This is a genomic window from Mycobacterium nebraskense (genome assembly GCF_002102255.1).
Classification (GTDB): domain Bacteria; phylum Actinomycetota; class Actinomycetes; order Mycobacteriales; family Mycobacteriaceae; genus Mycobacterium; species Mycobacterium nebraskense.
The window spans coordinates 168,448-194,718 of sequence record NZ_LQPH01000066.1; the positions used below are offsets into that span (position 1 = coordinate 168,448).

The window sequence follows — 26,271 nt, forward strand, 5'->3', positions numbered from 1 at the left end:
CGAACCGCCTTGAATTCGTCCATACCCTCCCAGTCGAGACTCAGCCGACCGCCCGAACCAACTCGATGGCCCGGCCGAGGGTGTGAAGCTTCGCCTCCAGCGTGTCGCCGGCCGGATACAGCCGCACGGTGTTCACGCCCGCATCTCGCCACACCGTAAGCCGGGCACGCACCATCTCCTCGGTCCCGATCAGCGTGGTGGCCAACACCATGTCGTCGGTGACCAATGCGGCCGCGCCCTCGCGGTCACCCCGCTGCCAGCGCTCGCGCACCTCGGCGGCGATGTCGGCCCAGCCTTGCCGGCTGTAAGCCTGGTTGTAGTAGTTCGTGCTCGATGACCCCATCCCGCCGAGGCTGAAGGCGAGCTCCTTCTTGCGCCCGGCGACCATGCCGCGCAGGTCCTCCTCGTCCGAGGCGAAGGCGACTTCGGCACCCTGGCAGATGTCGACGTCGGCGCGCCTGCGCCCGGCGGCGGCCAGGCCCTCGTCGAGATGAGAGAAATAGGCGTCGCCGGCGCCCTCCGGGAGGAAACTGGTGCCCAGCCACCCGTCGGCGACCCGCCCCGTCAACCGGAGCATCGCGGGTGACAGCGCGGCCAGGTAGATCGGGATGGGATGCTCGGGCCGCGTCGACAACCGCATCGGCACCCCTTCGCCGCCGGGGAGCGGGATCTGAAACTGCTTGCCGGAGTAGGAGACTTTGCCTCCGGTGAATACCTGCCGCACGATGTCGACGGTTTCGGAGATGCGCGCCAGGGGCCTGCTGAACGAGACGCCGTGCAAGCCCTCGATCACCTGCGGGCCGGACGCGCCCAGCCCGAGCAGGAAACGCCCGCCCGATAGGTTGGACAGCGTGATGGCGGTCTGGGCGACCATGACGGGCGAGCGAACGCCGACCTGCAGAATGCCTGAGCCCAGCAGGATCCGTTCGGTCCTCGCCGCAAGATAGCCCAGCGCAGACGGCGCGTCGGAACCCCAGGCCTCGGCCACCCAGCACACATCGAGGCCCAGCTTCTCCGCCTCGACGACGAAGGCGGCGGTTTCACCACCGGCGCTGGACAACTCTACCGTCGTCGCGGTGCGCATCAGCGCACCCCGTGCTCGGCCAGCCTCTTGATTGCCGCGAGTGTCTTGCCGATGGCGGCCTCGAACTCGCGCATCCGCACGAAGACGATCTTCTGCTCTTTGTCGGGCATCGATTCGATCGCCACCGATAGTCCAGAACGTCCCGGTCCCATCTGCATCCAGTAGCTCAGCGCCGTGCCGCCATCGCGGGGCGTCAGCCGGAACCGCCACATCGCCGCGGGGTCGTCGGGTTCGCCTACGGCCCAAGCGAATTCACGTGGCTCGTCGCACGCAACGATCTGCGAGGTGGTGCTCCACTGCCCGAACGCGTCGTGCTCGTTGTGTCCGACGAACCGGGCGCCCACGCGCGGGGCGTCGGCGCCCTCGGCCCACTCCACGGCTTGCAGCTCATTGCTCAGCGTCGGCATCAGCTTGATGTCGGAAACCAGGCTCCACACCCGGGCCGGATCCGCATCGATCCACGTCGATGCCTCCACGGTCGGTTTGTCCGCATAGCGCGCGCCGGTCCATTCCACGCAGCCCATTGTCCCCCGCGCGCAATGCCCCGTGCGCGGGGGACATGGGCGACCGTCAGGCGGCCGCGGGCACCGGATCGGCCGACCGGTCGTTCGTCGGCTTCCGGAGCACCGAGTCCGGGAAGGTCAGCCGAACGATCTTGCGGACGACGGTGCCGAACTGGCGCAGCAGCGGCCCGCTGTTGTAGGGGATGCCGTAACGCTCGCAGATCGCTTGCACCTCGGGCGCGATCTCGGCGTAGCGGCGCGCCGGCATGTCCGGGAACAGGTGGTGCTCGATCTGATGAGACAGGTTGCCGGACAGCAGATGAAACAGCTTGCCGCCAGTCAGATTTGCCGAACCGAGGACCTGGCGGAAGTACCACATACCACGGGACTCGTCCTTGGTCTCTTCGACGGTGAACTCCTGCGTGCCGTCCGGGAAGTGACCGCAGAAGATGATCATGTACGACCACACGTTGCGCATCAGGTTGGCCGAGAGGTTGCCCGCGAAGACGAACGGCGCGAAGGGACCGGCCAGCAACGGGAAGGCCACGTAGTCCTTGAGCGTTTGCCGCCGCGTCTTCTTCCAGATCGCGCGCAGCACGTCGCGTTTGTCGGCGAGCTCGATTTCGCCGGAGCGGATGCGCTCGGTTTCCAGTTCGTGCAGCGCGACGCCGTACTGGAAGAGCACCATCAGCAAGAAGGCGTAGAGCGGGTTGCCGAGGAAGTACGGCTGCCAGCGCTGGTCTTCGCTCATCCGCAGAATGCCGTAACCGATGTCGCGGTCCATCCCCACGATGTTGGTGTGGGTGTGGTGCATGTAGTTGTGCGAATAGCGCCACTGATCGGCCGGGCACGCGGTGTCCCACTCGAAGGACCGGCCGGAGATCGTCGGGTCACGCATCCAGTCGTATTGACCGTGCATGATGTTGTGGCCGATCTCCATGTTGTCCAGGATTTTTGACAGCCCCAGCATCGTCGTTCCGAGCAGCCAGGCGGGCGGCAGGAACAGCAGAGCGCGTCCGCCGACTTCCAGCGCGCGCTGGGCTTTGATGACCCGGCGGATGTAGTCGGCGTCCTCTGCGCCCAGGCCGGCCATCACGCGCTCCCTGATGGCGTCCAGCTCGCGGCCGAATGCGTCAGCCTGTTCGGGGGTCAGGGTGAGCTTGTTCTGTGTCATGGCTTTTTCTCTCCTTTAAAGCGATAGATCGACGTCGCCGACCGGGACGGACACGCAGATCTGCACGTCCTCGTCGGGGACGGTCGAGACCGCGCCGGTGATCAGGTTGCGTACCGTTCCGGCGTTTTTCCGCCGCGTACAGGTGTGACAGATGCCCATCCGGCAGCCGTTTTCCGGTGACAGGCCGGCCGATTCCGCCTGTTCCAGTAGGGAGCGTCCGTCGTCGACGACGTCGACCCCGCTGCCGGAGAAGGTAACCCGTCCACCCGAGGAATTGGCCGGTGCCTCGAACGACGGCGGCACGAAGCTCTCGGTGTAGACGGTGTTGCAGTGGTTCCGGACGGCGTCAACCAAGGGCGGTGGCCCACAGACGAACACCGCATCGGGTGACGGCATCGCGGCCTCCAGATGTGCGGCGCCGAATCGACCGGCGAGGTCGCCGCCGCCGGATCGGGTGTAGCCGTGCAGCACGCGGACGCCAGGCAGGGTTGCCAGCTCGTCGCGGTAGCACGCTTCGGCCGCCGTGCGGGCGTAATGGATGAACGCGATCTCGCCCGGGTGACCCTCGGCGACCAGGGTGCGCAGCATCGCCATTACCGGTGTGATGCCGCTTCCGCCGGAGACGAACAAGATCCGCCGCGGTCGTCCCCCGCAAGCGGGAGGTGCCCCCAGCGCCGGCAACACGAAGTCGCCGCCGGCACCCGCCAAACCGACCACCATGCCGCGGCGGGCGCGCTCGTACAGATAGTTCGAGACCAGCCCGCCGTCGTGCTGACCGATCGTCAGCTCGAGGTTGGCGGTCCCCTCGGCGTTCGCCGGCGAGTAGCAGCGGGTGTGCCGGCGGCCGTCGATCTCTACGGTGAGGTTGACGTACTGGCCGGCCTTGACGGTCCAGGCGGACGTGAAGCTCTCGTTCGGGGCCAGGGTGAGGGTGACGCTGCGCGCAGTGGTGCGGCGCACGTCGATCACCTTGGCGCGGGCCTCCCCCAGCGTCCAGGTCGGCGCCACCAGCTCGGTGTAACGGTCGACGCCGTGCGGGCCGGTGAGTAGGTCGAGAAGGTCGGAACCCAAGACTCGCTTCCGAAAAGTCCGAGCGAGGGCCCGACCAGAAGTCTGAGCCATTTGAGTGAACATATGTACACCGTGCGGCCGCACCACCCAGTCCGTCAAGGGTTTACTGCAGGTCTGTGGTAGGGTTCACATAGTGAACAGCCGTACTCCTAGCTCACGGGTGCGCAGTTCTGGTCGCGAGCGCACACGCGAAAGCCGGTCGCGCGAGGAGCGCAAAGAGGCGACCCGTCGCGCGATCATCGCCGCGGCGCTCAAGCTGCTGCAGGACCGCAGCTTTTCCAGCCTGAGCCTGCGCGAGGTGACCCGTGAGGTCGGGATCGTGCCGGCGGCGTTCTACCGCCACTTCGAGTCGATGGAGGCCCTAGGGCTGGTCCTGATCGACGAGTCATTCCGAAGCTTGCGCGACACCCTGCGTGACGCGCGTGTCGGCAAGCTCGATCCGAATCGGGTGATCGAATCGTCCGTCGAAATCCTGGTCGCCAGTGTCGCGCAGCGGCGGGAACATTGGCGATTCATCGCACGCGAACGCAACAGCGGGCTCAGCGTGCTGCGTTACGCCATCCGCACCGAGATCCGGCTGATCACCTCCGAGCTGGCCACCGACCTGGCTCGCTTTCCGCGGCTGCACGAGTGGACCACCGAGGATCTCAACGTGCTGGCGACCCTGTTCGTCAACGCGATGATCGTCATTGCGGAGGCCATCGAGGACGCGCAAAGCGCCGAGGCGATGGAGGACATCCGGCGGATCGCCGTCAAGCAGTTGCGGATGATCGCCATCGGCATCGCCGGCTGGAAGAGCAGCCCCTAGCAGCCGTTCGCTTGCCGCGCGCAAAGTGAACAGTCGAACACTGGCTGGCTCACTCCGTCGTCTGGGTGAAGTCCGGCGCACCGTTCTCGTCGACGACCTCGTACAGCGACTGGCCGTCGTCGGGGGCGGACCGTCAGCACCAGCCACCTCCTTTGGGGAGTCGGGTGAGACGTCGGGCTCCTCTTCGGCGAGCCGGGCATCCAGGGATTCGCCCTCGCGCTCTTCCCGCGCGGTCATGCCGTACCGGTTCGCTTCGCTCCAGCCCTCGGGCGGGTCCACGAGCTCGTCGGCCTGAGGGTTTTCGCTCATGCGACAACGGTTGCCCCCAGATTGGGGGTCTAAACGCCTCGCTACCGCGGCGACCGCCACATCGCCCACATGGTCGGGCCGCCGTCGGGCAACACGATCTCGCGGGTCACCGTGAAACCGAAACGTTCGTAGTACGGCACATTTTCGGCCTTGCTCGACTCGAGATAGGCCGGACAGTATTCGGCTTCGCAGCGATCCAGCCGCGACCGCATCAGCGCCTGCCCGAAGCCCTGCCCGCGGACCGAAGGGTCGCTCCCGATCACGGCGAGATACCAGTGCGGCTCTTCGGGATGCATGCGTTTCATCAGCTCCTGCAGACCGCGTGCCCTGGCCGTGCGCAGGCCGAACACCCGCAGAAACGTCGGGATCATCGCCAGTTCACCCAGGCGTGTCTCGCGCCACTGATTGGGCGGATCCCACAGGGCCGCCGCCCCGATGCCCGGGCCGTCGCAGGCCACCTCGACTCCGCCGCATCCCAGATGATGGTGGCGTGTCATCGTCGCGAACAACCGGTGCAGGTGCGCGGTCCTTGCCCTCTCATCGGGCAGCAGCCAGGTCGTCACCGGGTCGTCGTGGAAGGCCCGGCCCAGCGTGCGCGACAGCTCACGGAGATCAGCCTTCCGCGCCGGACGGGTCTGGGGAGTCACCCGAGTCAGGCTAGCGGGTGACCCACGTCTTGGGTGTCATCGCCGGAGCGGAGGGGTAACTTTACGTCGGTGACCGGCGTTTCGCGTCGCGCATTCGGGCGGATGGCCGCCGGTGCGGGCATGCTCGGCACCGCCGGACTTCCCGCCGGTTGTTCGCGGTCGACCGACCACACCACACCCACTGCCCCGCCCCCGCCCGCGGCCAAGGGAGTGGGTGTCGTGCTCTCGCACGAGCAGTTCCGCACCGACCAGCTGGTGGCACACGCGCAGGCGGCCGAACAGGCGGGCTTTCAATACGTCTGGGCCAGCGACCACATCCAGCCGTGGCAGGACAACGAGGGCCATTCGATGTTCCCCTGGCTGACCCTGGCACTAGTGGGCAACGCCACCAGCCGGATCACGTTCGGCACCGGGGTGACCTGCCCCACCTACCGGTATCACCCGGCCGTGGTGGCACAGGCCTTTGCCTCGCTGGCGATCCTCAGCCCCGGACGGGTGTTTCTGGGTGTCGGCACCGGAGAACGGCTCAACGAACAGGCGGCCACCAACGCGTTCGGCAAGTACACCGAGCGCCACGATCGCCTGATCGAGGCCATCAGCCTGATCCGCCAGTTGTGGAGCGGATCGCGAACCTCGTTCGCCGGCCGCTACTTTCAGACCAACGCGTTGAAACTCTACGACGCGCCGTCCGCGCCGCCGCCGATCTTCGTGGCGGCCAGCGGACCCAAGAGCGCGACAATGGCCGGCCAATACGGTGACGGGTGGATCGGTCAATCCCGGGATGTCACGAACCCCACGCTGCTGGCCGCATTCAACGCCGGCGCGCGGGTCGCCGGCCGCGACCCGGGCAGCCTGGGCAAGCGCGCCGAGTTGTTCGCGGTCGTCGGCGACAATGCCGAAGCCGCCACCGCCGCCGGCTTGTGGCGCTTCACCGCCGGCGCGGTCGACCAGCCGAACCCGGTCGAAATCCAGCGCGCCGCACAGATCAATCCCATCGACAAGGTGCTGGCCAATTGGACCGTGGGCACCGACCCCGCGCCGCACATCAAGGCAGTGCAAGCGGTCCTGGACGCCGGCGCCGTGCCGTTTCTGCATTTCCCCCAAAGCAATCCGCTGACGGCAATCGAGTTCTACCGCACCAACGTCTTGCCGAAGTTGCACTAGTTCGAATGCAGACGGCGGAAGCAACTTCTGGACCGCCGGCCCTCAGGCGCCGCCGAAAGGTGGCCGCGTGACGCACGACGTGCGAGCGTTCGACCTGCTGCGCCGGCTGTCCCAGGAGAGTCAGGTCAAGCTCATCGACATCGCGCAGCGCGTCATCGATACCCGCAGCGACGACTGAACCTCCGCCGCGGCCATCTACGATGAGGTGGCTTCATCGACGAGTCCGGCGCAACGCTGCGCCGGGGAACGGGTGGCCACCGTGTGGGATTTCGAAACAGACCCGGAGTACCAGGCAAAGCTCGACTGGGTCGAAAAGTTCATGGCCGACGAGCTCGAACCGCTCGATCTGGTCGCCCTCGACCCCTATGACAAGAAGAACGCCGAGATGATGGCGATCCTGCGGCCGTTGCAGCAGCAGGTGAAGGACCAGGGGCTGTGGGCCGCGCACCTGCGGCCGGAGCTCGGCGGCCAGGGCTTCGGTCAGGTCAAGCTCGCGCTGCTCAACGAGATCCTCGGCCGCTCGCGCTGGGCACCGTCGGTGTTCGGCTGCCAGGCGCCCGACTCGGGCAACGCCGAGATTCTCGCGCTGTTCGGCACCGACGAACAGAAGGCCCGCTACCTGCAGCCGCTGCTCGACGGCGAGATCACCTCGTGCTATTCGATGACCGAACCGCAGGGCGGTTCCGATCCCGGGATGTTCGTGACGGGCGCGACCCGCGACGGCGACGACTGGGTCATCAACGGCGAAAAGTGGTTTTCCAGTAACGCCAAGCACGCGTCGTTTTTCATCGTGATGGCGGTAACGAAACCCGACGCTCGTACGTACGACAAGATGTCGCTGTTCATCGTTCCGGGCGAGACGCCGGGCATCGAGATCATCCGCAACGTCGGGGTGGGAGGCGAGTCGGGAAAGCATGGCTCGCACGGCTACGTCCGCTACAACGACGTGCGGGTACCGGCCGATCACGTCCTCGGCGGCGAGGGTCAGGCGTTCATGATCGCGCAGACCCGACTCGGCGGCGGCCGCATCCACCATGCGATGCGCACGATCGCGTTGGCGCGCAAGGCATTCGACATGATGTGCGAGCGGGCGGTGTCTCGCAGGACCCGGCACGGCCATCTGTCCGACTTCCAGATGACGCAGGAGAAGATCGCCGACAGCTGGATCCAGATCGAGCAATTCCGGCTCCTCGTGCTCCGCACGGCGTGGTTGATCGACAAGCACCACGACTACCAGAAAGTGCGTCGCGACATCGCGGCGGTGAAGGTCGCTATGCCGCAGGTGCTGCATGATGTCGCGCAACGGGCAATGCACCTGCACGGCGCGCTCGGCGTCTCCGACGAGATGCCGTTCGTCAAAATGATGGTGGCCGCCGAGTCACTGGGCATTGCCGACGGCGCCACCGAACTGCACAAGATGACGGTGGCCCGCCGCACCTTACGCGAATATCAGGCGGTGACAACGCCATTCCCGTCCGCGCACATACCCACCCGGCGCGCGGAGGCGCAGGCGCGACTGGCCGAGCGGCTCGAGCATTCCGTCGCGGAATTCTGACCCGCTCCGCCGCCAAGACACTGAAACCATGCACACGACACGCCGAAAAGCGTCGCCGTGGTTTAAGTCTCGCGGGCCGTCAGGCTACGAAATGTAGCGGACGATGCTCTCGGCCACACAGGCCGGCTTGGGCGACCCTTCGATCTCGACGGTCGTCGACATGGTCGCCTGCACGGCACCGTTTCCGACGTCGTCGACGCTGACCAGCGACGTCTGCGCACGCACCCGGGAGCCGACCGGAACCGGAGCGGGGAAGCGAACCTTGTTGAGGCCGTAGTTGATTGCGAGCTTGATGCCGTTGACGGTGTAGATCTGGTGCTGCAGGCGCGGCAGCAGTGCCAGGGTCATGAAACCGTGGGCGATCGTCCCGCCGAACGGACCGGCGGCCGCGCGTTCCGGGTCGACGTGGATCCACTGGTGATCGCCGGTCGCGTCGGCGAACAGGTTGACGTCTTCCTGGGTGATGGTCACCCAGTCGCTGTGCCCGATGGTTTGGCCGGTGGCGGCCGCGAGGTCGGCTACTGATTCGAAGGTGCGCATTGAGGTTTCTCCTTGGCTTCGGCTGGTAACAATAGCGCCGAAGGCATCGGGCATCGCCATCCGGCCCAAGCGGTTCCGTGGGGCTAGTCGCCGGTGAGTGCGGGAGCTTCGCGGCGAGCGGGTTTCACGGCGACGAGCATGGGAATCCCTACCTGAACGCTGCGAACTGCATGGAAGGAAAACATGCCAGAAGGTAAGGGCCACAAAGCCGAGTCAGACGTCGAACCCGAAACGCACGAATCCCGCTCCCGCGCCGCCGCCGGTGAGACCGACGGCTCGTATGTCGGAGCGGCCGGCTCCGACGACACGTTCGATGCCGGGGAAACGGGTGCCGAAGCGCGCAGCCGGCAAGGCTGACAACCCGGGCCGGCAGGAGTCAGCTATCCGAGCGCGCCGATCGCGGCTTGCAGTTTGGCGGTGGCCTGGTCCGCGACATCCTGCAAGGCCCCCTGCTCGCCGGTCACCTTGACCATCAGCTGTGGATCCATCGCCTCGACGAGAACCGCATCGCCCGAGCCATCAGGGTCGGCTCGCACCACCACGTTGCACGGTAGTAATTGGCCGATCTGGCGGTGGATGCCCAGGGCGCGATGCGCCAAAGTCGGGTTGCAGGCGCCCAGGATGAGGTAGTCCTCCATGTCCTCCCCGAGCTTTTTCTTCAGCGTGGCCTTGACGTCGATCGTGGTCAGCACGCCGAAACCCTGTTCAGCCAGAGCTTCGGTGGTCCGTTTCACCGCTTCCTCGAACGAGGTGTGCAACGTCGTGCTCAATCCTGATGTCATTTCTTTCCTCCTCTTTCAGTGTCCAACGAGCTAAATGCCCGGCGCTAGGCCGCTGTGCGCGGTCGTTGCAGCTGGGCGAACTGGGGAACCGCGGCCAGAGTCGTGACCGCTTCGAACAGTGCGATCGAGGCCTCCGGATCGGGTACCGCGGTCAGGACCGGCCCGAAGAACGCATGCCCGTCGATCCGCACAATCGGGCTGCCCCCGGTTTCACCGAGCGCATCCTGTCCGGCCTGGTGCGCCTGCCGCACGAGTTCATCCACGGATTCGTCTGCAATGGCCTCAGCGGTGGTGTCGCGCGCGCCCACCGTGGCCAAGACGTGGGCGACGAGACCGGCGTCGAGGGTTTCGGAGCGGTCGAAGTACCGCTCACCGAAGGCGAAGTACGCGTCGGTCCACCCGGCGGCGCCCTGTTCCCGCGCGATGGCGGCCATCAGCCGGCCCACTTGTTGCGAGTCGCGCATGCGTGCCTGCTGAGGGGGCGGGAGTTCGCGCCCCGCGTTGAGCACCGCCAAACTCATCAGCTGCCAATCGAGGGCCATGCCGGTCTTTTCGGCGACCGCGCGCAGCCAGCGTGCGGTGTTCCACGAGAACGGACACACCGGGTCCAACCACAGGGTCACCTTCGATCCAGCTCGACCACTGTCGGCGGGGTCCATTGCTCTTCCCTTTCGTAGGCGCCGGCCGTCAGGCCAGGCTTAGGAACAGTTTTTCCAGCTCATCGATCGACATGGCCGGCCCGTCAGCGGGACTGGCCTCCGGCCGGGTGATGCAGTCGCGCAGCCCCGAGGCGATGATCTTGAAGCCGGCGCGATCCAGCGCCCGCGACACCGCGGCAAGCTGGGTAACGACGTCTTTACAGCTGCGCCCCTGTTCGATCATCGCGATGACGCCTCCGAGCTGACCGTGCGCTCGTCGCAACCGGGCGAGGACGGCGTCCATGTCGCCGGGATCGTGGCTGGCGACGCCGGCTTGAAGCGGCGAACCGCCGCGAACTTCGTTTGCCATGATTCCTTCATACCATACCCGGCGGGGTATGGTATGCCCGCGGCTTGATACCCCAGGGGGTATGGTATAACTTGATCCGCGGAGTAAGCGACGGTTCGCGGGTCCCCAGTCCCGCGGTCACGTGCGGCGTGTGCCTGCTGACCCTCAGGTGCGGGCCAAATGGCCCTATTGGCTGCGGCGATGCGGGCTGAGACTCCGTACCAGAAGACCAGGTCGCGAGTGAAAGGAAACGTCAGTGTCCACGTTTCTCAAACGGGCTTGGGTGCCGTTCGTGGTCGTGGTGGCGGTCGTGCTCGGTGGCATTACCGTCGAGCGGTTGCGCGGTGTTTTCGGCTCCGACGCCATCTTTACCGCGACGGGCAGCAGCGCCGAACCACTCGAACCCTCGCACATCAAGCGGGTGACCTACGAGGTTTACGGCCCTAGCGGCACAACAGGAAGCGTGAGCTACCTCGACAAGAACGCGCAGCCGGAACAGGTGGACTTCACGACGCTGCCGTGGACCTTCACGGTCACCACAACGGTGCCCGCCGTGATCGCCAGCCTGGTGGCACAAGGCAACAGCGACGACATCGGGTGCCGCATCACCGTCAATGGCGTGGTCAAGGACGAGCGATCCACGGCTGGGCGGCACGCGCAGACTTCGTGTTTGGTGAAGGCCGCATGAACACCGATAACGACGTCCGTCCGAAATTCATGCGGTTCGTCCGCAGGTTTGCCTGGCCCATCATCATCGGATGGCTCCTACTGACCGTCGCCCTGAATGTGCTTGTGCCGCCGATCGAGTCGGTCGCACGCAACCACGCGGTGACAATGTCTCCTCAAGATGCGCCGGCGATGATCGCCGCCAAACGCATCGGCGCAACCTTCCACGAGTCGGACTCCGACAGCATCGCGATGATTGTCCTTGAGAGCAATCAACCACTCGGCGACGAGGCCCATCGTTACTACGACGGCTTGGTGAAGAAGCTGCAGGCCGATCCCAAGCACGTGCAGCACGTCCAGAACGTGTGGGGAGATCCACTCACCGCCGCCGGCGTTCAGAGCCGCGACGGCAAAGCCGCCTACGTCCAACTCAACCTGGCCGGCAATCAGGGCAGCACCGAAGGCAACGAATCCGTCGACGCGATACGGAAGGTCGTCGACAAGTCAGCGCCGCCCCAAGGGCTCAAGGTCTACGTCACCGGCCCGGCACCGTTGACGACGGACATGAACGAAGCCGCCGATAAGAGCATGTTCAAGATGATGGGCGTGACGGGTGTGGTCATCATGATCATGCTTTTCATCGCCTACCGTTCCATCAGCACGGTGCTCCTGGTGCTCGTCATGGTCGGTTTCGAGATGGGCACGGCCAGAGGGTTGGTCGCGCTGCTCGGAAACAACGAGCTGTTGGGATTTTCTACGTTCGTCGTCGCCATGCTGTCGTCCCTGGCCATTGCGGCGGGAACCGATTACGCGATCTTTCTCATCGGTCGCTACCAGGAGGCTCGTCAGGCGGGTCAGGATCGAGAAACGGCCTGGTACACGATGTTCCGTGGGACCTCTCACATCATCTTGGGCTCGGGGTTGACCATCGCCGGGGCTACCTTCTGCCTCCACCTGGCGCGACTGTCGTATTTCAAGGCACTGGGCATTCCGTCCGCTTTGGGGCTGCTTGTCGTCGTCGCGGGAGCGATGACCGCGGCACCTGCCGTTGTCGCGGTGGCCAGCCGGTTCGGTTTGCTCGACCCGAGGCGGATGATCAAGACGCGTGGGTGGCGGCGCGTCGGCACCGCTACGGTGCGTTGGCCGGGTGCGGTGTTTGCGGCCTCGCTGGTCATCGCCCTGGTCGGCATCCTCATGGTGCCGAGCATGAAGGTGAGCTACAACGACCGCTATTACATCCCCGGAAACCTGCCGTCGAATGTCGGATATGCGGCCGCGGAGCGCCATTTCAGTGCCGCCACAATGAATCCCGACATCCTGATGATCGAAAGCGATCACGACATGCGGAACAGCGGCGACATGATCATCCTGGACCGGCTAGCCAAAGAGGTCTTTCGTTCGCCCGGAATCGCGATGGTGCAGAGCATCACCCGGCCGTTGGGTGGGCCGATTGAGCACACTTCCATACCGTTCCAGATCAGTGCGCAATCGATCCCGATCCAGCAGAACCTGCAATTCATGAGGGATCGCACGGACGACATGCTCAAGATGAGCGACGATCTCGGCGCCATGATCATCTCGATGCAGCGGATGCAGGGCTTGCTCGGGCAGATGAGCGGCGCGACTCATCACATGGTCGGCGACATGCACGAGATGCAGGCCACCCTGGACGAGATGCGCGACCACCTGGCGGATTTCGATGATTTCGCGCGGCCGTTCCGCAGCTATCTGTATTGGGAACCACACTGTTTCAACATCCCGGTGTGCTGGGCTTCGAGGTCGGTGTTCGAGGCGATCGACGGTGTGGACAAGTTCAGCGAGAACATGAGCACGCTGATCAAAGATGTGAACAACGTTGACGCGATAATGCCTCAGATGCTCGCCGAGTTCCCGCCGATCATCGCCGTCGCCAAGTCGATGCAGGGGACTCTGCTCACGATGCACAGCAGCTTCTCCGGTCTGGTCACCCAAATGGCGCAGATGACCGATACGGCGAGCGCGATGGGTCAGGCGTTCGACGCTTCACGGAGTGGCGACTACTTCTACCTGCCGCCGGAGGCGTTCCAGAATCCCGACTTTCAGCGTGGCCTGAAGCTGTTCCTGTCGCCGGACGGCAAGGCCGCGCGCTTTATCATCACCCACGATGCGGACCCGGCCACGCCGGCGGGCATTTCCGCGGTCTTGCCGGAACTGGCGGCCGCGCATCAAGCGGTGAAGGGGACGACCCTGACCGGCGCCAAGTTCTACCTCGCCGGGACGGCGGCGATCTATCGCGACATCCAGTCGGGCTCGCATTATGACCTGCTGATCGTGGGACTCGCGGCGCTGACGCTGATCTTCGTCGTGATGGTGATCATCACGCGTGCGCTCGTCGCATCCATGGTGATCGTCGGCACGGTGCTGCTGTCGCTGGGTGCCGCCTTCGGGCTCTCGGTGCTGGTGTGGCAACACCTCTTGGGCCTGGACTTGAACTGGATCGCGCCGGTGTTCGGGTTGATCATCCTGCTGGCCGTCGGATCCGACTACAACCTGCTGCTGGTGTCGCGGTTCCAGGAGGAGATCGGCGCGGGGCTGCGGACCGGCATCATCCGCTCGATGGGTGAGACCGGCGGCGTCGTCACGGCGGCGGGCCTGGTCTTCGCGTTCACGATGATGTCGATGGTTGCCAGCGACCTGCGCTCGATCGGCCAGGCCGGCAGCACGATTGGCCTTGGCCTGCTGTTCGACACGTTGATTGTGCGCTCGTTGATGACGCCGTCGATCGCGGCGCTGCTGGGGCGTTGGTTCTGGTGGCCGCTGCGCGTGCGGCCCCGCCCGGCCAGCTCCATGCTGCGGCCCTTCGGGCCGCGTCGCCTCGTTCGTTCTCTTCTGCTGGGCGAGGAGGCCGACGCGCCAACCACCAAGCCTGAAAAAGCCACGGCTTCTACGGCGAGGTGAGCCGCGGGCGCAAGATGGGGCTGTGCGGCTGCTGCTGATCTCCGATACCCACGTCCCCAAACGCGCCCGCGACCTACCCGCACGGGTTTGGGATGAGGTGGATGCGGCCGACGTTGTCGTGCACGCCGGCGACTGGGTGGTCTCCGAATTGCTCGACGAACTCGAAAGCAGGTCGGCCCGGCTGGTGGCCTGCTGGGGAAACAACGACGGTCCCGCTTTGCGGGCGCGGCTGCCCGAACGGGCGGACGTAACCCTGGCGGGTGTGCGTTTCACGGTCGTGCACGAGACCGGCGCGACGACGGGTCGCGAAGCCCGGATGTCGCGGCTGTACCCCGACACCCAGGTCCTGGTGTTCGGGCACAGCCACATCCCCTGGGACACCACCACCCACACCGGGTTGCGTCTACTCAACCCGGGCTCGCCGACGGATCGCCGCCGGCAGCCCTCCTGCACCTACATGACCGCCCATGTCGACGACGGGGCCCTCGCAGACGTGGTCCTGCATCGCCTCCTGAAGTAGCGGGTACATACCTTCTGCACAGCTTCCTCACATAGATAGCTCGGCTACAGAGGTATTATGGAAAGGGTGAAGGCAAGTACCGATGTGGTCACCGAGGTGTTCCGCGTCGTGGGCAGATTTCGCCGGCAACTGCGACGGTCGGCCGGCCGCGGCTTCGACTCGTCCCGGCTGACCGAGTCGCAGTCCGAGCTGTTGTGGCTGGTGAACCGGCAACCCGGCATCTCGGTCAACACCGCCGCCGCCGAGCTGGGGCTGGCCCCCAACACCGCCTCGACCCTGGTCTCGAAGCTGGTGTCCGGGGGATTGCTCATCCGGACCGTCGGCGACACGGACCGCCGGGTCGGCCGGCTACACCTCGCCGAACCCGCCCAACAGATCGTCGACGCGTCTCGCGCCGCGCGGCGAGCGGTCCTGGCGGAGGTGCTCGCCGAGCTTGACGACGATCAAATCGAGGCTTTGACAAGAGGATTGGAGGTCATAGAGACGATGACCCAAACACTGCAGGAGCGACGATCATGAGCGGATCACTGCCGCTGGCGATCGACGCGAGGCACCTGACCTACCGGTATGGCCAGTTCACCGCCGTCAACGACGTGGCGTTGCAGGTGCGTCCCGGCGAAACCATGGGCCTGCTCGGCCCGAATGGCGCCGGGAAGACGACCGTGGTCCGAATGCTCACCACGCTGGCCCCCGTGCAGCACGGCGAGCTGCGCGTCTTCGGGCTGGATGCCCGTCGCCAAACCACCGACATCCGCAGCAATATCGGCTATGTGCCGCAACAACTCTCGATCGAGCCCGCACTGACCGGCCGGCAGAACGTCGAGTGGTTCGCGCGGCTCTACGGTGTGCCCCGGGCCGAGCGTTCCGACCGGGCCGAGCGGGCGCTGACCGCGATGGACCTGCTCGACGTGGCCGACCGGCTGGCAGCGGCGTATTCCGGCGGCATGGTCCGTCGCCTCGAGGTGGCGCAGGCGCTGGTGAACCGCCCATCGCTGCTCGTTCTCGACGAACCGACCGTCGGGCTGGACCCGATCGCGCGCGATGGCGTCTGGGCACAGGTGCAGAGGATGCAGGCGCAGTTCGGTATGACCGTGCTGCTGACCACCCACTACATGGAGGAGGCCGACGCGTTGTGCGATCGCGTCGCGCTGATGCACCACGGCGAGTTGCGAGCGGTGGGCACTCCGGCCAAGTTGAAGTCGACGGTGTCGCCGCACGCGACCCTAGAGGACGTGTTCCGCCACTACGCGGCCTCGGGCTTGGAGGAGGAAGCGGCGTCATCGGAGCCGGCGGGATCGTTCCGCGAAATCCGTTCTGCCAGAAAGGTCGCGCGCCGTGTCGGTTGATAGCGCCATGCCAGGCACCTTGGTCCGCGCACCCAGAGGATGGCAACGAGTCGGCGCCGTGTTCAGCCGCATCGGCGCGTTCGCGATCGTCGAGATGCAGAAGCTGCAGCACGACAGGACCGAACTCGTCACCCGGATGGTGCAGCCGGCGCTGTGGCTGTTGATCTTCGGGACTACCTTCAGCCACCTGCACGTCATCCAGACCGGATCGGTGTCGTACCTGGCCTTCCTGGCGCCGGGGATCATCGCCCAGTCCGCGCTGTTCATCTCCATTTTCTATGGGATACAAATCATTTGGGATCGAGACGCCGGAGTCCTGGCCAAGCTGATGGTGACGCCGGCGCCCGCTTCGGCGCTGATAACCGGCAAGGCGTTCGCGGCCGGGGTCCGGTCGGTCGCCCAGGTGGTCGGCGTGATGGCGTTGGCGTATCTGATGAATGTCGGCCTGACGGTCAACCCCCTGCGCATTGTGGCGGCGATGGCCGTCGTCATGCTCGGCGCCGCGTTCTTCGCCTGCCTGTCGATGACACTGGCCGGCCTGGTGCGCAATCGCGATCGCCTGATGGGAATCGGCCAGGCCATCACCATGCCGCTGTTCTTCGCCTCCAACGCGTTGTACCCGGTCGACGTGATGCCGGGGTGGCTGCGCGTGCTGAGCAGGGTCAACCCGCTCAGTTACGAGGTCGACGCATTACGCGGACTTCTCATCGGCACGCCCTTCAATCCGATGGACATCGTCGTGCTGGTGCTGGCCGCGGCGCTCGGAATCGCCACGGCCTCAACGCTATTGCGCCGGCTCGTCGCCTAGGACACCGCGACGCCATAGCCGATGCGCTGCCGGCCGGGTAGGCCAGCGCGCGTTTCGATAGCCAATCGTGACCTAACGGTGACGATTTCCGCCCGACTCCCAATCGTTAGCCAACCGCGATGTGAAGCTCCGGCCCTGACAGGCGATTTGCGCCCTCCCCCCGTGTTTCACTGCCCAGCGAACGGATTCGACCGCCGCACACGGCAGATGAAAGTTGGGATGGGTAGAGAGCTATGAAGTTCTTCGAAGAGTTGCGGAAGTTGCGTGGCGCCGCGGCAACCCTGCCGCGGCAACTGGCGGTCGCGGCGGTGGGGGCTGCCCTGATGTCCGGCCTCATCACTGCCGCCGGTGGCTCGGCTACCGCGGGGGCGTTCTCGAAGCCGGGGCTTCCGGTCGAATACCTGGAGGTGCCGTCACCGTCGATGGGCCGCAACATCAAGGTCCAGTTCGAAGGTGGCGGACCGCACGCGGTGTACCTGCTCGACGGTCTGCGCGCCCAGGACGACTACAACGGCTGGGACATCAACACCCCGGCCTTCGAGGAGTTCTACCAATCCGGCCTGTCGGTGGTGATGCCGGTCGGCGGCCAGTCCAGCTTCTACAGCAACTGGTACCAGCCGTCGTCGGGCAACGGTCAGAACTACACCTACAAGTGGGAGACGTTCCTGACCCAGGAAATGCCACTGTGGCTGCAGGCCAACAAGCAGATCTCGCCGGCCGGCAACGCGGCGGTGGGCCTGTCGATGTCCGGCGGCTCCGCGCTGATCCTGGCCGCGTACTACCCGCAGCAATTCCCTTACGCCGCCTCACTGTCGGGCTTCCTCAACCCGTCCGAGGGCTGGTGGCCGACGCTGATCGGGCTGGCGATGAGCGACTCGGGCGGCTACAACGCCAACAGCATGTGGGGTCCCTCCACTGACCCGGCGTGGAAGCGCAACGACCCGATGCTCCAGATTCCGCGGCTGGTCGCCAACAACACCCGGATCTGGGTCTACTGCGGCAACGGGACCCCCAGCGACCTCGGCGGCGACAACATGCCGGCCAAGTTCCTGGAAGGCCTCACGCTGCGGACCAACCAGCAGTTCCAGAACAGCTACGCGGCCGCGGGCGGACGCAATGGCACGTTCAACTTCCCGGCCAACGGGACACACTCGTGGCCCTACTGGAACCAGCAGCTGCTCGCCATGAAGCCCGACATCCAGCAGGTGCTGCTGGCCAGCAACACCACCGCCCAACCGGCGCAACCGGCGCAACCGACCGCCTGAAACCCTCCAAGCCAGCATCGGCAGCAGCGCACCGGTCAGCGCTGCTGCCGATGCTTTGGGTTTAGTCCAGCAGGGCGCGGCGGTCCTGGTGAAAGTACGTATAGCCGGTTGTCAACGCGCACACAGCCGAAGCGACCACCAGCATCCACGTCCCGTTGACGGCCAAGCTGATCAAGCCTCCCACCGTGGCGCCCACGACAAAGCTGGAGAACAGCAGAAAGTAGCCCAGCCAGTCGGCCACCGTTCCACCGGCGATGTGGCGTTCGATGCCCTGGCCCATCTTGACCAGCGTTCCGGTCACATAACTCAAGGGCACCGACACCTCGCCGTCCTTGACGAATGACGTGTTCAAAGAGCCAATGCCGAAGGCCACCAACGTGATCGGCGCGAAATCAAGGAAATTCTCTTCCCATCCTTCGTCGATGACGTCCACCACGGTGGCGGCGAACAGGCTGAAGGTGGTGAGCACGGTCGGCCCGTGGGGGTGCGCCACCCAGAAATGCCGTCGGCACACCGATGCGACAACCACGCCGCCGACGAAGCACACAATCAGCAGTCCCGCGCTGACGGAGAGCACGACATCGCCCCGGAAGTATCCGAGCGCGGCGCGCTGGGCATTTCCGGTCATGAAGGTCACGAAGTATCCGGCGGAGTGAGTGAAAGCCGTCGCCCCCAAGACACCGGCCAGCCCTGCCAGCACCCAGGACAACCGGGCCTCGCTGTCGAAGATCTCCTTTGTCACACGGACATGGTTCCAGACGCCCGTGTTACTCGCAGACCAGAATTTGCTATGAGGCGGTGAGCCGGGCGATGGAGCGCAGCGGGATCGGCAGCCAACCGGGCCGGTGCCGCGCCTCGTAGCCGGCCTCATACACGGCCTTGTCGAGTTCGTAGGCGGCCAGCAGCTCGGCCGAATCGCGCGGGTCGGCCCCCGACGCGGCGGCGTAGCCCTCGCAGAACGCGGTCCGGTTGCGCTCGACCCATTCCCGGGCGCGCGCGGCCAGTTGCTTGTCGGCCGCCTGGTCCACCAGCTCGCCGTATGCGGCGTACTCGAAGGACCGCAGCACACCGGCCACGTCCCGCAACGGTGAATCCGGCGCCCGGCGCTCATCGAGCGGCTGCCCCGGTTCGCCCTCGAAGTCGATCAGCAGCCAGCTTTCGGGCGTGCGCAGCACCTGACCGAGGTGCAGGTCGCCGTGCACCCGCTGGACGGTGATCGCCCCGCCCGTGAGTTTGGAGAAGCGCTCCTCGATGGTCGCCGCGTACTCCTGCAGCTCGGGCACCTTCGCCACGGTCGACGACAGCCGCGCCAGCACAGTGTCCACCGGGAAAGTCGACTGCGCCGTTCCGAGGGATTCGGCCAGGGTGGCGTGCACGGACGCCACGGCCTCCCCGAGCCGGCAGGATTCACCGGCGAAGTCACCGCCGACTTCGTAGGCGTACAGATCGCCCTCAGCGAACAGGTCGCGAACGCTGGCGGTGGCCATCGCCCACCCTTCCGCGGCGTTGGACGCGAACTCCGTCACCATGCCGAGCGGCCAGGCCGTGTCGGCCGTGCCGTCCGGGCCGGCAATCTCGTAGGTGCCGAGCAGCCGGGCCACATGCGGGTTACCGGCCCGGCCCAGCACCCGGTTCAGTTCGATATCCGGATTGATGCCGCTGCTGACCCGGCGGAACGCCTTGAAGATCGCGTCGCGGTCGAAGATCACGCTGGTGTTGCTCTGTTCGGCGTCGGAGACGTGCGGCCGCGCCTCCAGCGGCAGCTCGACGTCGGGTTCCTTGACGAACCTCACTTCGGTGCCGGACGCCGCACGAACGGCCGACGAGCCGATCAAGGACAGCAGAAACTGCGGCGCGTCGGTGTCGTACAGGCCGTCAAAACCTGTGCGGTCGCCGGCGGCGCCGATGGTGGCCACGGTGCTGTACTCGGAGACCGGCGCGATATCCCACCGCACGATCACCTGGTAGCGCTCGGACGAGCCGTCGGCGTATCGGGCGTCGACCAGCACCAGGTCGAGATCATCCTGGAGCGGGACGACCACGGCGGCCTCGGTGGAGGTCAGTTCCCGGTTACGTCCGGCGTACCACCGTTGGTGTGGGAGCCAGTCCGACCAGGGCAACTTGGCTGGCTCAGTCATTTGCGCCGCTCCTCCCCATCGCTTCGTCCCCCGCAAGCGGGTGGGGGTCCCTCCCACTTGTGGGGGCGTACCCCCACTGCATCGTCGCCGGCGCGGTCATGCGTCCTCCGCACATGCGGTCAGCTGGAACCAGTAGAAACCGTGTCCCGGCAATGTCAGCAGGTAGGGCAGGTGCCCGATCCGCGGAAATTGGACGTGCCCGGTCAGTTCCACCGGCGTGCAACCGCTCCAGTGCTGCAGATTCAGCTCGATCGGCTGCGGGAACCGCGACAGGTTGTTGACGCACAACACCGTGTCGCCGTCGTCGGGCGCCTGGCGCACGAACGCCAGCACCGACGGGTTGGAGCCCCCCAGCTCCTCGAATACGCCGATCGCGAAGGCCTCGTGGCGGCGCCGCACGGTCAGCATCATGCGCGTGAAGTTGAGCAGCGACGTGGAGGTGTCGCGTTGGGCCTCCACGTTGACGGCCTGATACCCGTAGACCGAGTCCTGGCTGGCCGGCAGGTAGAGCCGGCCCGGGTTGGCCTTGGAGAACCCGGCGTTGCGGTCCGGTGTCCACTGCATCGGGGTGCGCACCCCGTCGCGATCCCCCAACCAGATGACGTCGCCCATGCCGATCTCGTCGCCGTAGTACAGGACCGGTGAGCCGGGCAGCGACAGGAGCAGTGCGGTGAACAGCTCGATCTGGTTGCGGTCGTTGTCCAGTAGCGGTGCCAGGCGGCGGCGGATTCCGACGTTCGCCTTCATCCGCGGATCCTTGGCGTACTCGGAGTACATGTAGTCGCGCTCTTCGTCGGTGACCATCTCCAGCGTCAACTCGTCATGGTTGCGCAGGAAGATTCCCCATTGCGCGATGTCGGGGATTTCCGGCGTTTGCGCCAAAATCTCCGAGATCGGAATGCGCGACTCCCGGCGAACCGCCATGAAGATGCGCGGCATCAGCGGAAAGTGGAACGCCATGTGGCATTCGTCGCCGCCGGTGCTGGTGTCGCCGAAGTACTCGACGACATCGGCGGGCCACTGGTTGGCCTCGGCGAGCAGCACCCGGCCCGGGAATTCGTCGTCGACGACCTTGCGGACACGCTTGAGGAAGGCGTGTGTCTCGGGCAGGTTCTCGCAGTTGGTGCCCTCCCGCTCGAACAGGTAGGGCACCGCGTCCAGCCGGAACCCGTCGATGCCCAGCCCGAGCCAGAAGCGAAGAACGTCGATCATGGCCTCCTGCACGGCCGGGTTGTCGTAGTTCAGATCCGGCTGGTGGGAGAAGAACCGGTGCCAGTAGAACTGGCGGCGCACCGGATCGAAGGTCCAGTTGGACTCCTCCGTGTCCACGAAGATGATCCGGGCGTCGGTGTACTTGTCGCTGGTGTCACTCCACACGTAGAAGTCGCCGTACGGGCCGTCCGGATCGTGCCGCGACTCCTGGAACCAGGGGTGCGACTCCGAGGTGTGGTTCATGACCAGGTCGGTGATGACCCGGATGCCCCGCTCGTGCGCGGCGTTGAGCAGCGCGACGAAGTCCTCGACCGTGCCGAACTCGGGCAGCACCTTGTAGAAGTCCCGGATGTCGTAACCGCCGTCGCGGAGCGGCGAATCGTAGAAGGGGGGCAGCCAGATGCAGTCGATACCCAGCCACTGCAGGTAGTCCAGGCGCCCCAGGAGTCCGCGCAGGTCACCCGACCCGTCCGCGTTGTCGTCGAAGAACGCCCGGACCAGCACCTCGTAGAAAACGGCGTGCTTGAACCACGTCCGGTCGGTGGGTAGCGCGGCGGCGTTGTCGAAGTCATCGGACTCGGGGTGCTCGACGACACCGTCCTGGACGTGGCTGCCCCCTGCGGGATGGTGCTCGACAGCTTCTCTTGCGTCGTTCATCAAATCCACGCTGCCACGGGTACCCGAGGCGCGACATTCGGAATCACGCCCGCCGACATGTGACGAAACACGCCTGGCGCCAACCGGATTGACGGCCAGTCACGCATCATCGGCGCGGGTGTCAGGCCGGAGGTCCGTCCGCCAGCGTCACGTTCGTGGTGCGGTCGCCACCCCCGGCATCGCGGTAGTGCACCGCGATGGTGTCCCCCGGGTGGTGCGGCACGAGCACCTCCGTCATCGACGTGGCGCCGTTGATCGGGACGTTGTCGACAGCGGTGATGACGTCACCGGGCGAGATCCCGGCTGCCGCCGCGGGACCGGAGGTGACCACACGTTCGACGCGCGCGCCGTTGCCGTTGTCGGTCACGCCCAGACCAAGGAACGCGGTCGGGCCGATGTGCACGGTGTTCGAGCCGGCACCCGACCTGATCTGCCCTGCCACGCCCATCGCGTGGCCGATCGGGATGGCGAAGCCCTGCCCGCCGCCCGACATCTTGTAATTGTCGGTGGCGGCCACATTCACGCCGACCACCTGCCCGGCGTTGTTGACCAGCGGACCGCCGGAGTCACCGGGCCTGATCGGCGTGTCGGCCTGGATCAGCCCGCCCAGCGACTCGTTGGCGCCGGTCAGGGTGTCGGTCGCCGAGACGCTCTGGTTGAGCGCGACGACCTTGCCGGACACCGCGCTCGGCGTCCCGCCCTGCCCGCCGGCGTTGCCCATGGCGACGACCGGCTCGCCCACCGTGACCCCGCCGCCGATCGCGGCGGTCGGAAGCCCGGCCCCGCCGCGGAGTTGCAGCACCGCGATGTCCTGGGTGCGGTCATAACCGACCACGTCAACGGCGTACGTCTGCCCGTTGCCGACGTCGAACGCGCTGATATCCGTCGCCCCGGAGATCACGTGGTTGTTGGTCAGCACGACACCGTTGGGGTCGATGACGATGCCGGTTCCGGCGCCCACCGCGTTGTTGTAGCCGAACTTGGTGCTGATGTTGACCACTTGCGGTCCCACCTGGCCGACCAATGCCGCCGGGTCGAGAGGCGCCTGTGGCTGGATGAATGGCGATGCAGCCGCCGGAACCACGCCGCCCAAACCGAGGCCCAGGCCGACCACAGCCAGCACGCTGACCAGCCATGACCACCAGACCGAGCGGTGGTGCGATTTGCTCATCCCGTCACCTTCCTGCGTCGCGGTAAACACCAAACTGTCCCGGCCGTGCGGTTCTGGGCGGCACAATTCTGTTTGTATAACCGTAATGCAGGTAGCTATTCATGGCAGTGGCAAGGTTGGAGACCGGCCGTAATGGTTTCCCGCCAACCTGGATGACCGGCGCCTAGGCTGACACGGTGGGCGAATTCGACCCCAAGGCCAGCTTCACCCGATCCCCGGTGGCCCGACTGGCCACGATCACGCCTGACGGCCTCCCCCACCTGGTGCCGGTGGTATTCGCGGTCGCTCTGGACTCCCCCGACGTGATCTACACCGCCGTCGACGCGAAACCCAAGACGACGCGGCGGCTGCGGCGGCTGGCCAACATCGAAAAGACGCCCCAGGTGAGCCTGCTCGTCGACCACTACGCCGAGGATTGGACCCGTTTGTGGTGGGTGCGGGTCGACGGTGCCGCCACCATCCACACGGACGGGGCGGTGATGGAGTCCGCGTACCGGCTGCTGCGCACCAAATACCCTCAGTATCAATCCGTTCCGCTGGACGGGCCGGTGATCGCGATCGCGGTCCGCCGGTGGTCGAGCTGGCACGCCTGACGCGCGGCGCTCCCCTTCCCATCGGGCCGACGCGATTGTGGCCGGCCCGTGGCCTTGTGTTGGGCCGCGGTTGGGGGAAAAGTTGCTTATGGACCCTGTGAGCTAGGGCACACCGCGCAGGGCGCACCCATCGGCGATGCGACGGGGAGAACTGGAGGAACGTCATGGCGGACAAGGCGAATGCTTCCCAGGGCGCAGCGGCCGCTCCCACCGCGAACGGTCCCGGCGATGTGCGCAACATCGTCCTGGTGGGGCCCTCGGGCGGCGGCAAGACCACCCTGGTCGAGGCGCTGTTGGTCGCCGGTGGGGTGCTGACAAGAGCGGGCTCCGTCACCGATGGCAGCACAGTCTGTGACTACGACGACGCCGAGATCCGCCAACAGCGGTCCGTCGGCCTTGCCGTCGCCTCCCTGGCGCACGACGGCATCAAGATCAACCTCGTCGACACGCCCGGGTACGCCGATTTCGTCGGCGAGTTGCGGGCGGGCTTGCGCGCCGCGGACTGCGCACTGTTCGTGATCGCGGCCAACGAGGGCGTCGACGAGCCCACCAAATTGCTGTGGCAGGAATGCGATCAGGTCGGCATGCCCCGCGCCGTGGTGATCACCAAGCTCGACCACACCCGGGCCAACTACTCCGAGGCGTTGGCCGCCGCGCAGAACGCATTCGGCGACAAGGTGTTACCGCTCTACCTGCCGACCGGCCTGCCGTCCTGCGAGGGCCTGATCGGGTTGCTGTCGCAGACGCGCTACCAATACTCCGACGGCAAGCGGACCATACAGCCGTCCGATCCATCCGACGCCGACCGGATCGAGGAGGCGCGCGGGACCCTCATCGAAGGCATCATCGAGGAATCTGAGGACGAGTCGCTGATGGATCGCTACCTCGGCGGTGAGTCCATCGACGAAGCGGTGCTCATCGAGGACCTGGAGCGGGCCGTCGCCCGGGGGTCGTTCTTCCCGGTGATCCCGGTGTGCAGTAGCACCGGCGTCGGCACCCTGGAACTGCTGGAAGTCGCGACGCGCGGATTCCCGTCGCCGATGGAACACCCACTCCCGGAGGTGTTTACGCCGCAGGGCGCTCCGCACGCGACGCTGACCTGCGACGCCAACGCACCCCTGCTCGCGGAGGTGGTGAAGACGACGTCGGATCCCTACGTCGGAAGGCTCAGCCTGGTCCGGGTGTTCTCCGGGACCATCAGGCCCGACACGACGGTTCATGTGTCGGGCCATTTTGCGTCGTTCTTCGGGGCGGTCAACGGCTCCAATTCCCATGGCGGCACGCACCCCGACCACGACGAAGACGAACGCGTCGGAGTCTTGGCGTTCCCGCTCGGCAAGCAGCAGCGCCCCGCCCCGGCCGTGGTGGCGGGTGACATCTGCGCGATCGGCAAGCTGAGCCGGGCCGAGACCGGCGACACCCTGTCGGACAAGGCGGAGCCGCTGGTGCTGAAACCGTGGACGATGCCCGAGCCCCTGCTGCCGGTCGCGATCCAGGCGCACGCCAAGACCGACGAGGACAAGCTGTCGGTCGGGCTGGGGCGGCTGGCCGCCGAGGACCCGACGCTGCGGATCGAGCAGAACCAGGAAACCCACCAGATCGTGTTGTGGTGCATGGGCGAAGCCCACGCCGGCGTCGTTCTCGACGCGCTGGCCAACCGGTACGGCGTCACCGTCGACACCGTAGAACTCCGGGTACCGCTGCGAGAAACGTTCGGCGGCAAGGCGAAAGGCCATGGCCGCCACGTCAAGCAGTCCGGCGGGCACGGTCAATACGCGGTGTGCGACATCGAAGTGGAGCCGCTGCCGGAGGGCTCCGGATTCGAGTTCCTCGACAAGGTGGTCGGCGGGGCGGTGCCGCGGCAATTCATCCCAAGCGTGGAGAAGGGCGTGCGCGCGCAGATGGAAAAGGGGGTGCACGCCGGCTACCCGGTGGTCGACGTTCGGGTCACGCTGCTCGACGGCAAGGCGCACAGCGTCGACTCCTCGGATTTCGCGTTCCAGATGGCGGGCTCCCTGGCGCTGCGCGAGGCGGCCGCGGCGACGAAGGTGAGCCTGCTCGAGCCCATCGACGAGATCTCGGTACTGGTGCCCGACAACTTCGTGGGTGCGGTGATGGGCGATCTGTCGGGTCGTCGCGGCCGGGTGCTCGGCACCGACACCGCGGGCCACGAACGCACGTTGGTCAAGGCCGAGGTGCCGCAGGTGGAGTTGACGCGCTACGCGATCGACTTGCGCTCACTGGCCCACGGGGCCGCGTCCTTCACCCGCACGTTCGCCCGCTACGAACCCATGCCCGAAGCCGCGGCCACCCGGGTGAAGGCCACCGTGTAAG

At 66.2% G+C, this 26,271-nt stretch carries 26 protein-coding genes and 2 pseudogenes; 14 read left to right on the top strand and 14 right to left on the bottom strand.

The features are described from left to right. Positions 1–40 precede the first annotated feature (40 nt). The 4 genes from AWC17_RS07180 to AWC17_RS07195 are packed head-to-tail and all read right to left on the bottom strand — an operon-like array spanning position 41 to position 3,895. Positions 41–1,084, bottom strand: a complete 1,044-nt coding sequence (locus AWC17_RS07180) for an LLM class flavin-dependent oxidoreductase (RefSeq protein ID WP_046185854.1) — start codon at positions 1,082–1,084, stop codon at positions 41–43. Continuing rightward, positions 1,084–1,608, bottom strand: a complete 525-nt coding sequence (locus AWC17_RS07185; protein WP_197083480.1) for an SRPBCC family protein — start codon at positions 1,606–1,608, stop codon at positions 1,084–1,086. The genes AWC17_RS07180 and AWC17_RS07185 overlap by 1 nt, the downstream gene beginning before the upstream one ends. Before the next feature lie 46 nt (positions 1,609–1,654). Continuing rightward, the gene (locus tag AWC17_RS07190) at positions 1,655–2,761 is read right to left on the bottom strand and encodes a fatty acid desaturase family protein (RefSeq protein ID WP_046185855.1); all 1,107 of its coding nucleotides are present in this window, start codon (positions 2,759–2,761) and stop codon (positions 1,655–1,657) included. 15 nt (positions 2,762–2,776) lie between these two features. After that, on the bottom strand, positions 2,777–3,895 hold the full coding sequence (locus AWC17_RS07195) for a ferredoxin reductase (RefSeq protein ID WP_046185856.1): 1,119 nt from the start codon (positions 3,893–3,895) through the stop codon (positions 2,777–2,779). A 97-nt stretch (positions 3,896–3,992) separates the two neighbouring features. Here AWC17_RS07195 and AWC17_RS07200 point away from each other — a divergent pair, with 97 nt between their 5' ends. Further along, positions 3,993–4,640: a TetR family transcriptional regulator gene (locus tag AWC17_RS07200; protein WP_197083481.1), complete on the top strand. Its 648-nt coding sequence runs from the start codon at positions 3,993–3,995 to the stop codon at positions 4,638–4,640. Positions 4,641–4,990: 350 nt separating this feature from the next. Here the strand turns inward: AWC17_RS07200 and AWC17_RS07210 are convergent, their stop codons facing one another. Next, the gene (locus tag AWC17_RS07210; protein WP_046185858.1) at positions 4,991–5,596 is read right to left on the bottom strand and encodes a GNAT family N-acetyltransferase; all 606 of its coding nucleotides are present in this window, start codon (positions 5,594–5,596) and stop codon (positions 4,991–4,993) included. Between the two features lie 69 nt (positions 5,597–5,665). Between AWC17_RS07210 and AWC17_RS07215 the strand changes: the two genes are divergently transcribed. From AWC17_RS07215 to AWC17_RS07220, 3 genes and pseudogenes are all read left to right on the top strand, one after another. Then, complete coding sequence (locus AWC17_RS07215) at positions 5,666–6,760, top strand: F420-dependent hydroxymycolic acid dehydrogenase (RefSeq protein WP_047322398.1); 1,095 nt, start codon at positions 5,666–5,668, stop codon at positions 6,758–6,760. A gap of 76 nt (positions 6,761–6,836) precedes the next feature. After that, positions 6,837–6,938: pseudogene (locus tag AWC17_RS31960) on the top strand (ANTAR domain-containing protein); the annotation flags it as partial. Positions 6,939–7,019: 81 nt separating this feature from the next. Next, positions 7,020–8,315 (top strand): acyl-CoA dehydrogenase family protein, encoded by a 1,296-nt coding sequence (locus tag AWC17_RS07220; protein ID WP_046183538.1) that lies wholly within the window; start codon positions 7,020–7,022, stop codon positions 8,313–8,315. Between the two features lie 84 nt (positions 8,316–8,399). Here the strand turns inward: AWC17_RS07220 and AWC17_RS07225 are convergent, their stop codons facing one another. Continuing rightward, positions 8,400–8,855: a MaoC family dehydratase gene (locus AWC17_RS07225; RefSeq protein ID WP_046183521.1), complete on the bottom strand. Its 456-nt coding sequence runs from the start codon at positions 8,853–8,855 to the stop codon at positions 8,400–8,402. Positions 8,856–9,038: 183 nt separating this feature from the next. Here AWC17_RS07225 and AWC17_RS32580 point away from each other — a divergent pair, with 183 nt between their 5' ends. Further along, complete coding sequence (locus tag AWC17_RS32580; protein WP_167385553.1) at positions 9,039–9,212, top strand: hypothetical protein; 174 nt, start codon at positions 9,039–9,041, stop codon at positions 9,210–9,212. Positions 9,213–9,235: 23 nt separating this feature from the next. On the opposite strand, the gene AWC17_RS07230 is transcribed toward AWC17_RS32580, so the two are convergent. From AWC17_RS07230 to AWC17_RS07240, 3 genes are read right to left on the bottom strand one after another with little or no spacing between them, the layout of a single operon-like run. Further along, positions 9,236–9,637, bottom strand: a complete 402-nt coding sequence (locus AWC17_RS07230) for a DUF302 domain-containing protein (protein WP_046183522.1) — start codon at positions 9,635–9,637, stop codon at positions 9,236–9,238. A 44-nt stretch (positions 9,638–9,681) separates the two neighbouring features. Further along, positions 9,682–10,296 (bottom strand): mycothiol-dependent nitroreductase Rv2466c family protein, encoded by a 615-nt coding sequence (locus AWC17_RS07235; RefSeq protein ID WP_046183523.1) that lies wholly within the window; start codon positions 10,294–10,296, stop codon positions 9,682–9,684. 28 nt (positions 10,297–10,324) lie between these two features. Beyond that, positions 10,325–10,645, bottom strand: coding sequence for a metal-sensitive transcriptional regulator (locus AWC17_RS07240; protein ID WP_046183524.1), 321 nt, complete (start codon positions 10,643–10,645; stop codon positions 10,325–10,327). Positions 10,646–10,880: 235 nt separating this feature from the next. Between AWC17_RS07240 and AWC17_RS07245 the strand changes: the two genes are divergently transcribed. From AWC17_RS07245 to ag85C, 7 genes are all read left to right on the top strand, one after another. After that, entirely contained in the window at positions 10,881–11,312 is a 432-nt protein-coding gene (locus AWC17_RS07245; protein WP_046183525.1) for an MmpS family transport accessory protein, read from the top strand. Continuing rightward, the gene (locus AWC17_RS07250; protein ID WP_046183526.1) at positions 11,309–14,227 is read left to right on the top strand and encodes an MMPL/RND family transporter; all 2,919 of its coding nucleotides are present in this window, start codon (positions 11,309–11,311) and stop codon (positions 14,225–14,227) included. The genes AWC17_RS07245 and AWC17_RS07250 overlap by 4 nt, the downstream gene beginning before the upstream one ends. A gap of 22 nt (positions 14,228–14,249) precedes the next feature. After that, entirely contained in the window at positions 14,250–14,747 is a 498-nt protein-coding gene (locus tag AWC17_RS07255; RefSeq protein ID WP_046183527.1) for a metallophosphoesterase family protein, read from the top strand. 57 nt (positions 14,748–14,804) lie between these two features. After that, positions 14,805–15,266: a MarR family winged helix-turn-helix transcriptional regulator gene (locus AWC17_RS07260; protein ID WP_046183528.1), complete on the top strand. Its 462-nt coding sequence runs from the start codon at positions 14,805–14,807 to the stop codon at positions 15,264–15,266. Beyond that, a complete protein-coding gene (locus AWC17_RS07265) occupies positions 15,263–16,093 on the top strand; it encodes an ATP-binding cassette domain-containing protein (protein WP_046183529.1) in 831 nt (276 codons plus the stop codon). Before AWC17_RS07260 ends, AWC17_RS07265 begins: the two co-directional genes overlap by 4 nt. Further along, positions 16,083–16,901 carry an ABC transporter permease gene (locus AWC17_RS07270; protein WP_046183530.1) on the top strand — a complete coding sequence of 273 codons (819 nt, stop codon included), beginning with the start codon at positions 16,083–16,085 and terminating at the stop codon, positions 16,899–16,901. The genes AWC17_RS07265 and AWC17_RS07270 overlap by 11 nt, the downstream gene beginning before the upstream one ends. A gap of 233 nt (positions 16,902–17,134) precedes the next feature. Next, entirely contained in the window at positions 17,135–18,166 is a 1,032-nt protein-coding gene (gene ag85C / locus AWC17_RS07275) for a diacylglycerol acyltransferase/mycolyltransferase Ag85C (protein ID WP_046183531.1), read from the top strand. A 61-nt stretch (positions 18,167–18,227) separates the two neighbouring features. Here the strand turns inward: ag85C and AWC17_RS07280 are convergent, their stop codons facing one another. From AWC17_RS07280 to AWC17_RS07295, 5 genes and pseudogenes are all read right to left on the bottom strand, one after another. Next, a complete protein-coding gene (locus tag AWC17_RS07280; protein WP_046183532.1) occupies positions 18,228–18,908 on the bottom strand; it encodes a YoaK family protein in 681 nt (226 codons plus the stop codon). A gap of 46 nt (positions 18,909–18,954) precedes the next feature. After that, positions 18,955–20,304 carry a maltokinase N-terminal cap-like domain-containing protein gene (locus AWC17_RS07285; protein ID WP_046183533.1) on the bottom strand — a complete coding sequence of 450 codons (1,350 nt, stop codon included), beginning with the start codon at positions 20,302–20,304 and terminating at the stop codon, positions 18,955–18,957. After that, positions 20,301–20,399, bottom strand: a pseudogene (locus tag AWC17_RS34135) (hypothetical protein); the annotation flags it as partial. The gene AWC17_RS07285 and the pseudogene AWC17_RS34135, both read right to left, overlap by 4 nt. Before the next feature lies 1 nt (position 20,400). Next, positions 20,401–22,173 (bottom strand): maltose alpha-D-glucosyltransferase, encoded by a 1,773-nt coding sequence (treS, locus tag AWC17_RS07290; protein ID WP_046183539.1) that lies wholly within the window; start codon positions 22,171–22,173, stop codon positions 20,401–20,403. A 121-nt stretch (positions 22,174–22,294) separates the two neighbouring features. Next, a complete protein-coding gene (locus AWC17_RS07295; protein WP_046183534.1) occupies positions 22,295–23,344 on the bottom strand; it encodes a S1C family serine protease in 1,050 nt (349 codons plus the stop codon). A gap of 176 nt (positions 23,345–23,520) precedes the next feature. On the opposite strand from AWC17_RS07295, the gene AWC17_RS07300 reads away from it, so the two are divergent. Both AWC17_RS07300 and AWC17_RS07305 read left to right on the top strand, forming a co-directional pair. After that, positions 23,521–23,937: a TIGR03668 family PPOX class F420-dependent oxidoreductase gene (locus AWC17_RS07300; RefSeq protein ID WP_046183535.1), complete on the top strand. Its 417-nt coding sequence runs from the start codon at positions 23,521–23,523 to the stop codon at positions 23,935–23,937. 164 nt (positions 23,938–24,101) lie between these two features. Beyond that, complete coding sequence (locus tag AWC17_RS07305; protein WP_046183536.1) at positions 24,102–26,270, top strand: elongation factor G-like protein EF-G2; 2,169 nt, start codon at positions 24,102–24,104, stop codon at positions 26,268–26,270. Position 26,271 lies beyond the last annotated feature (1 nt).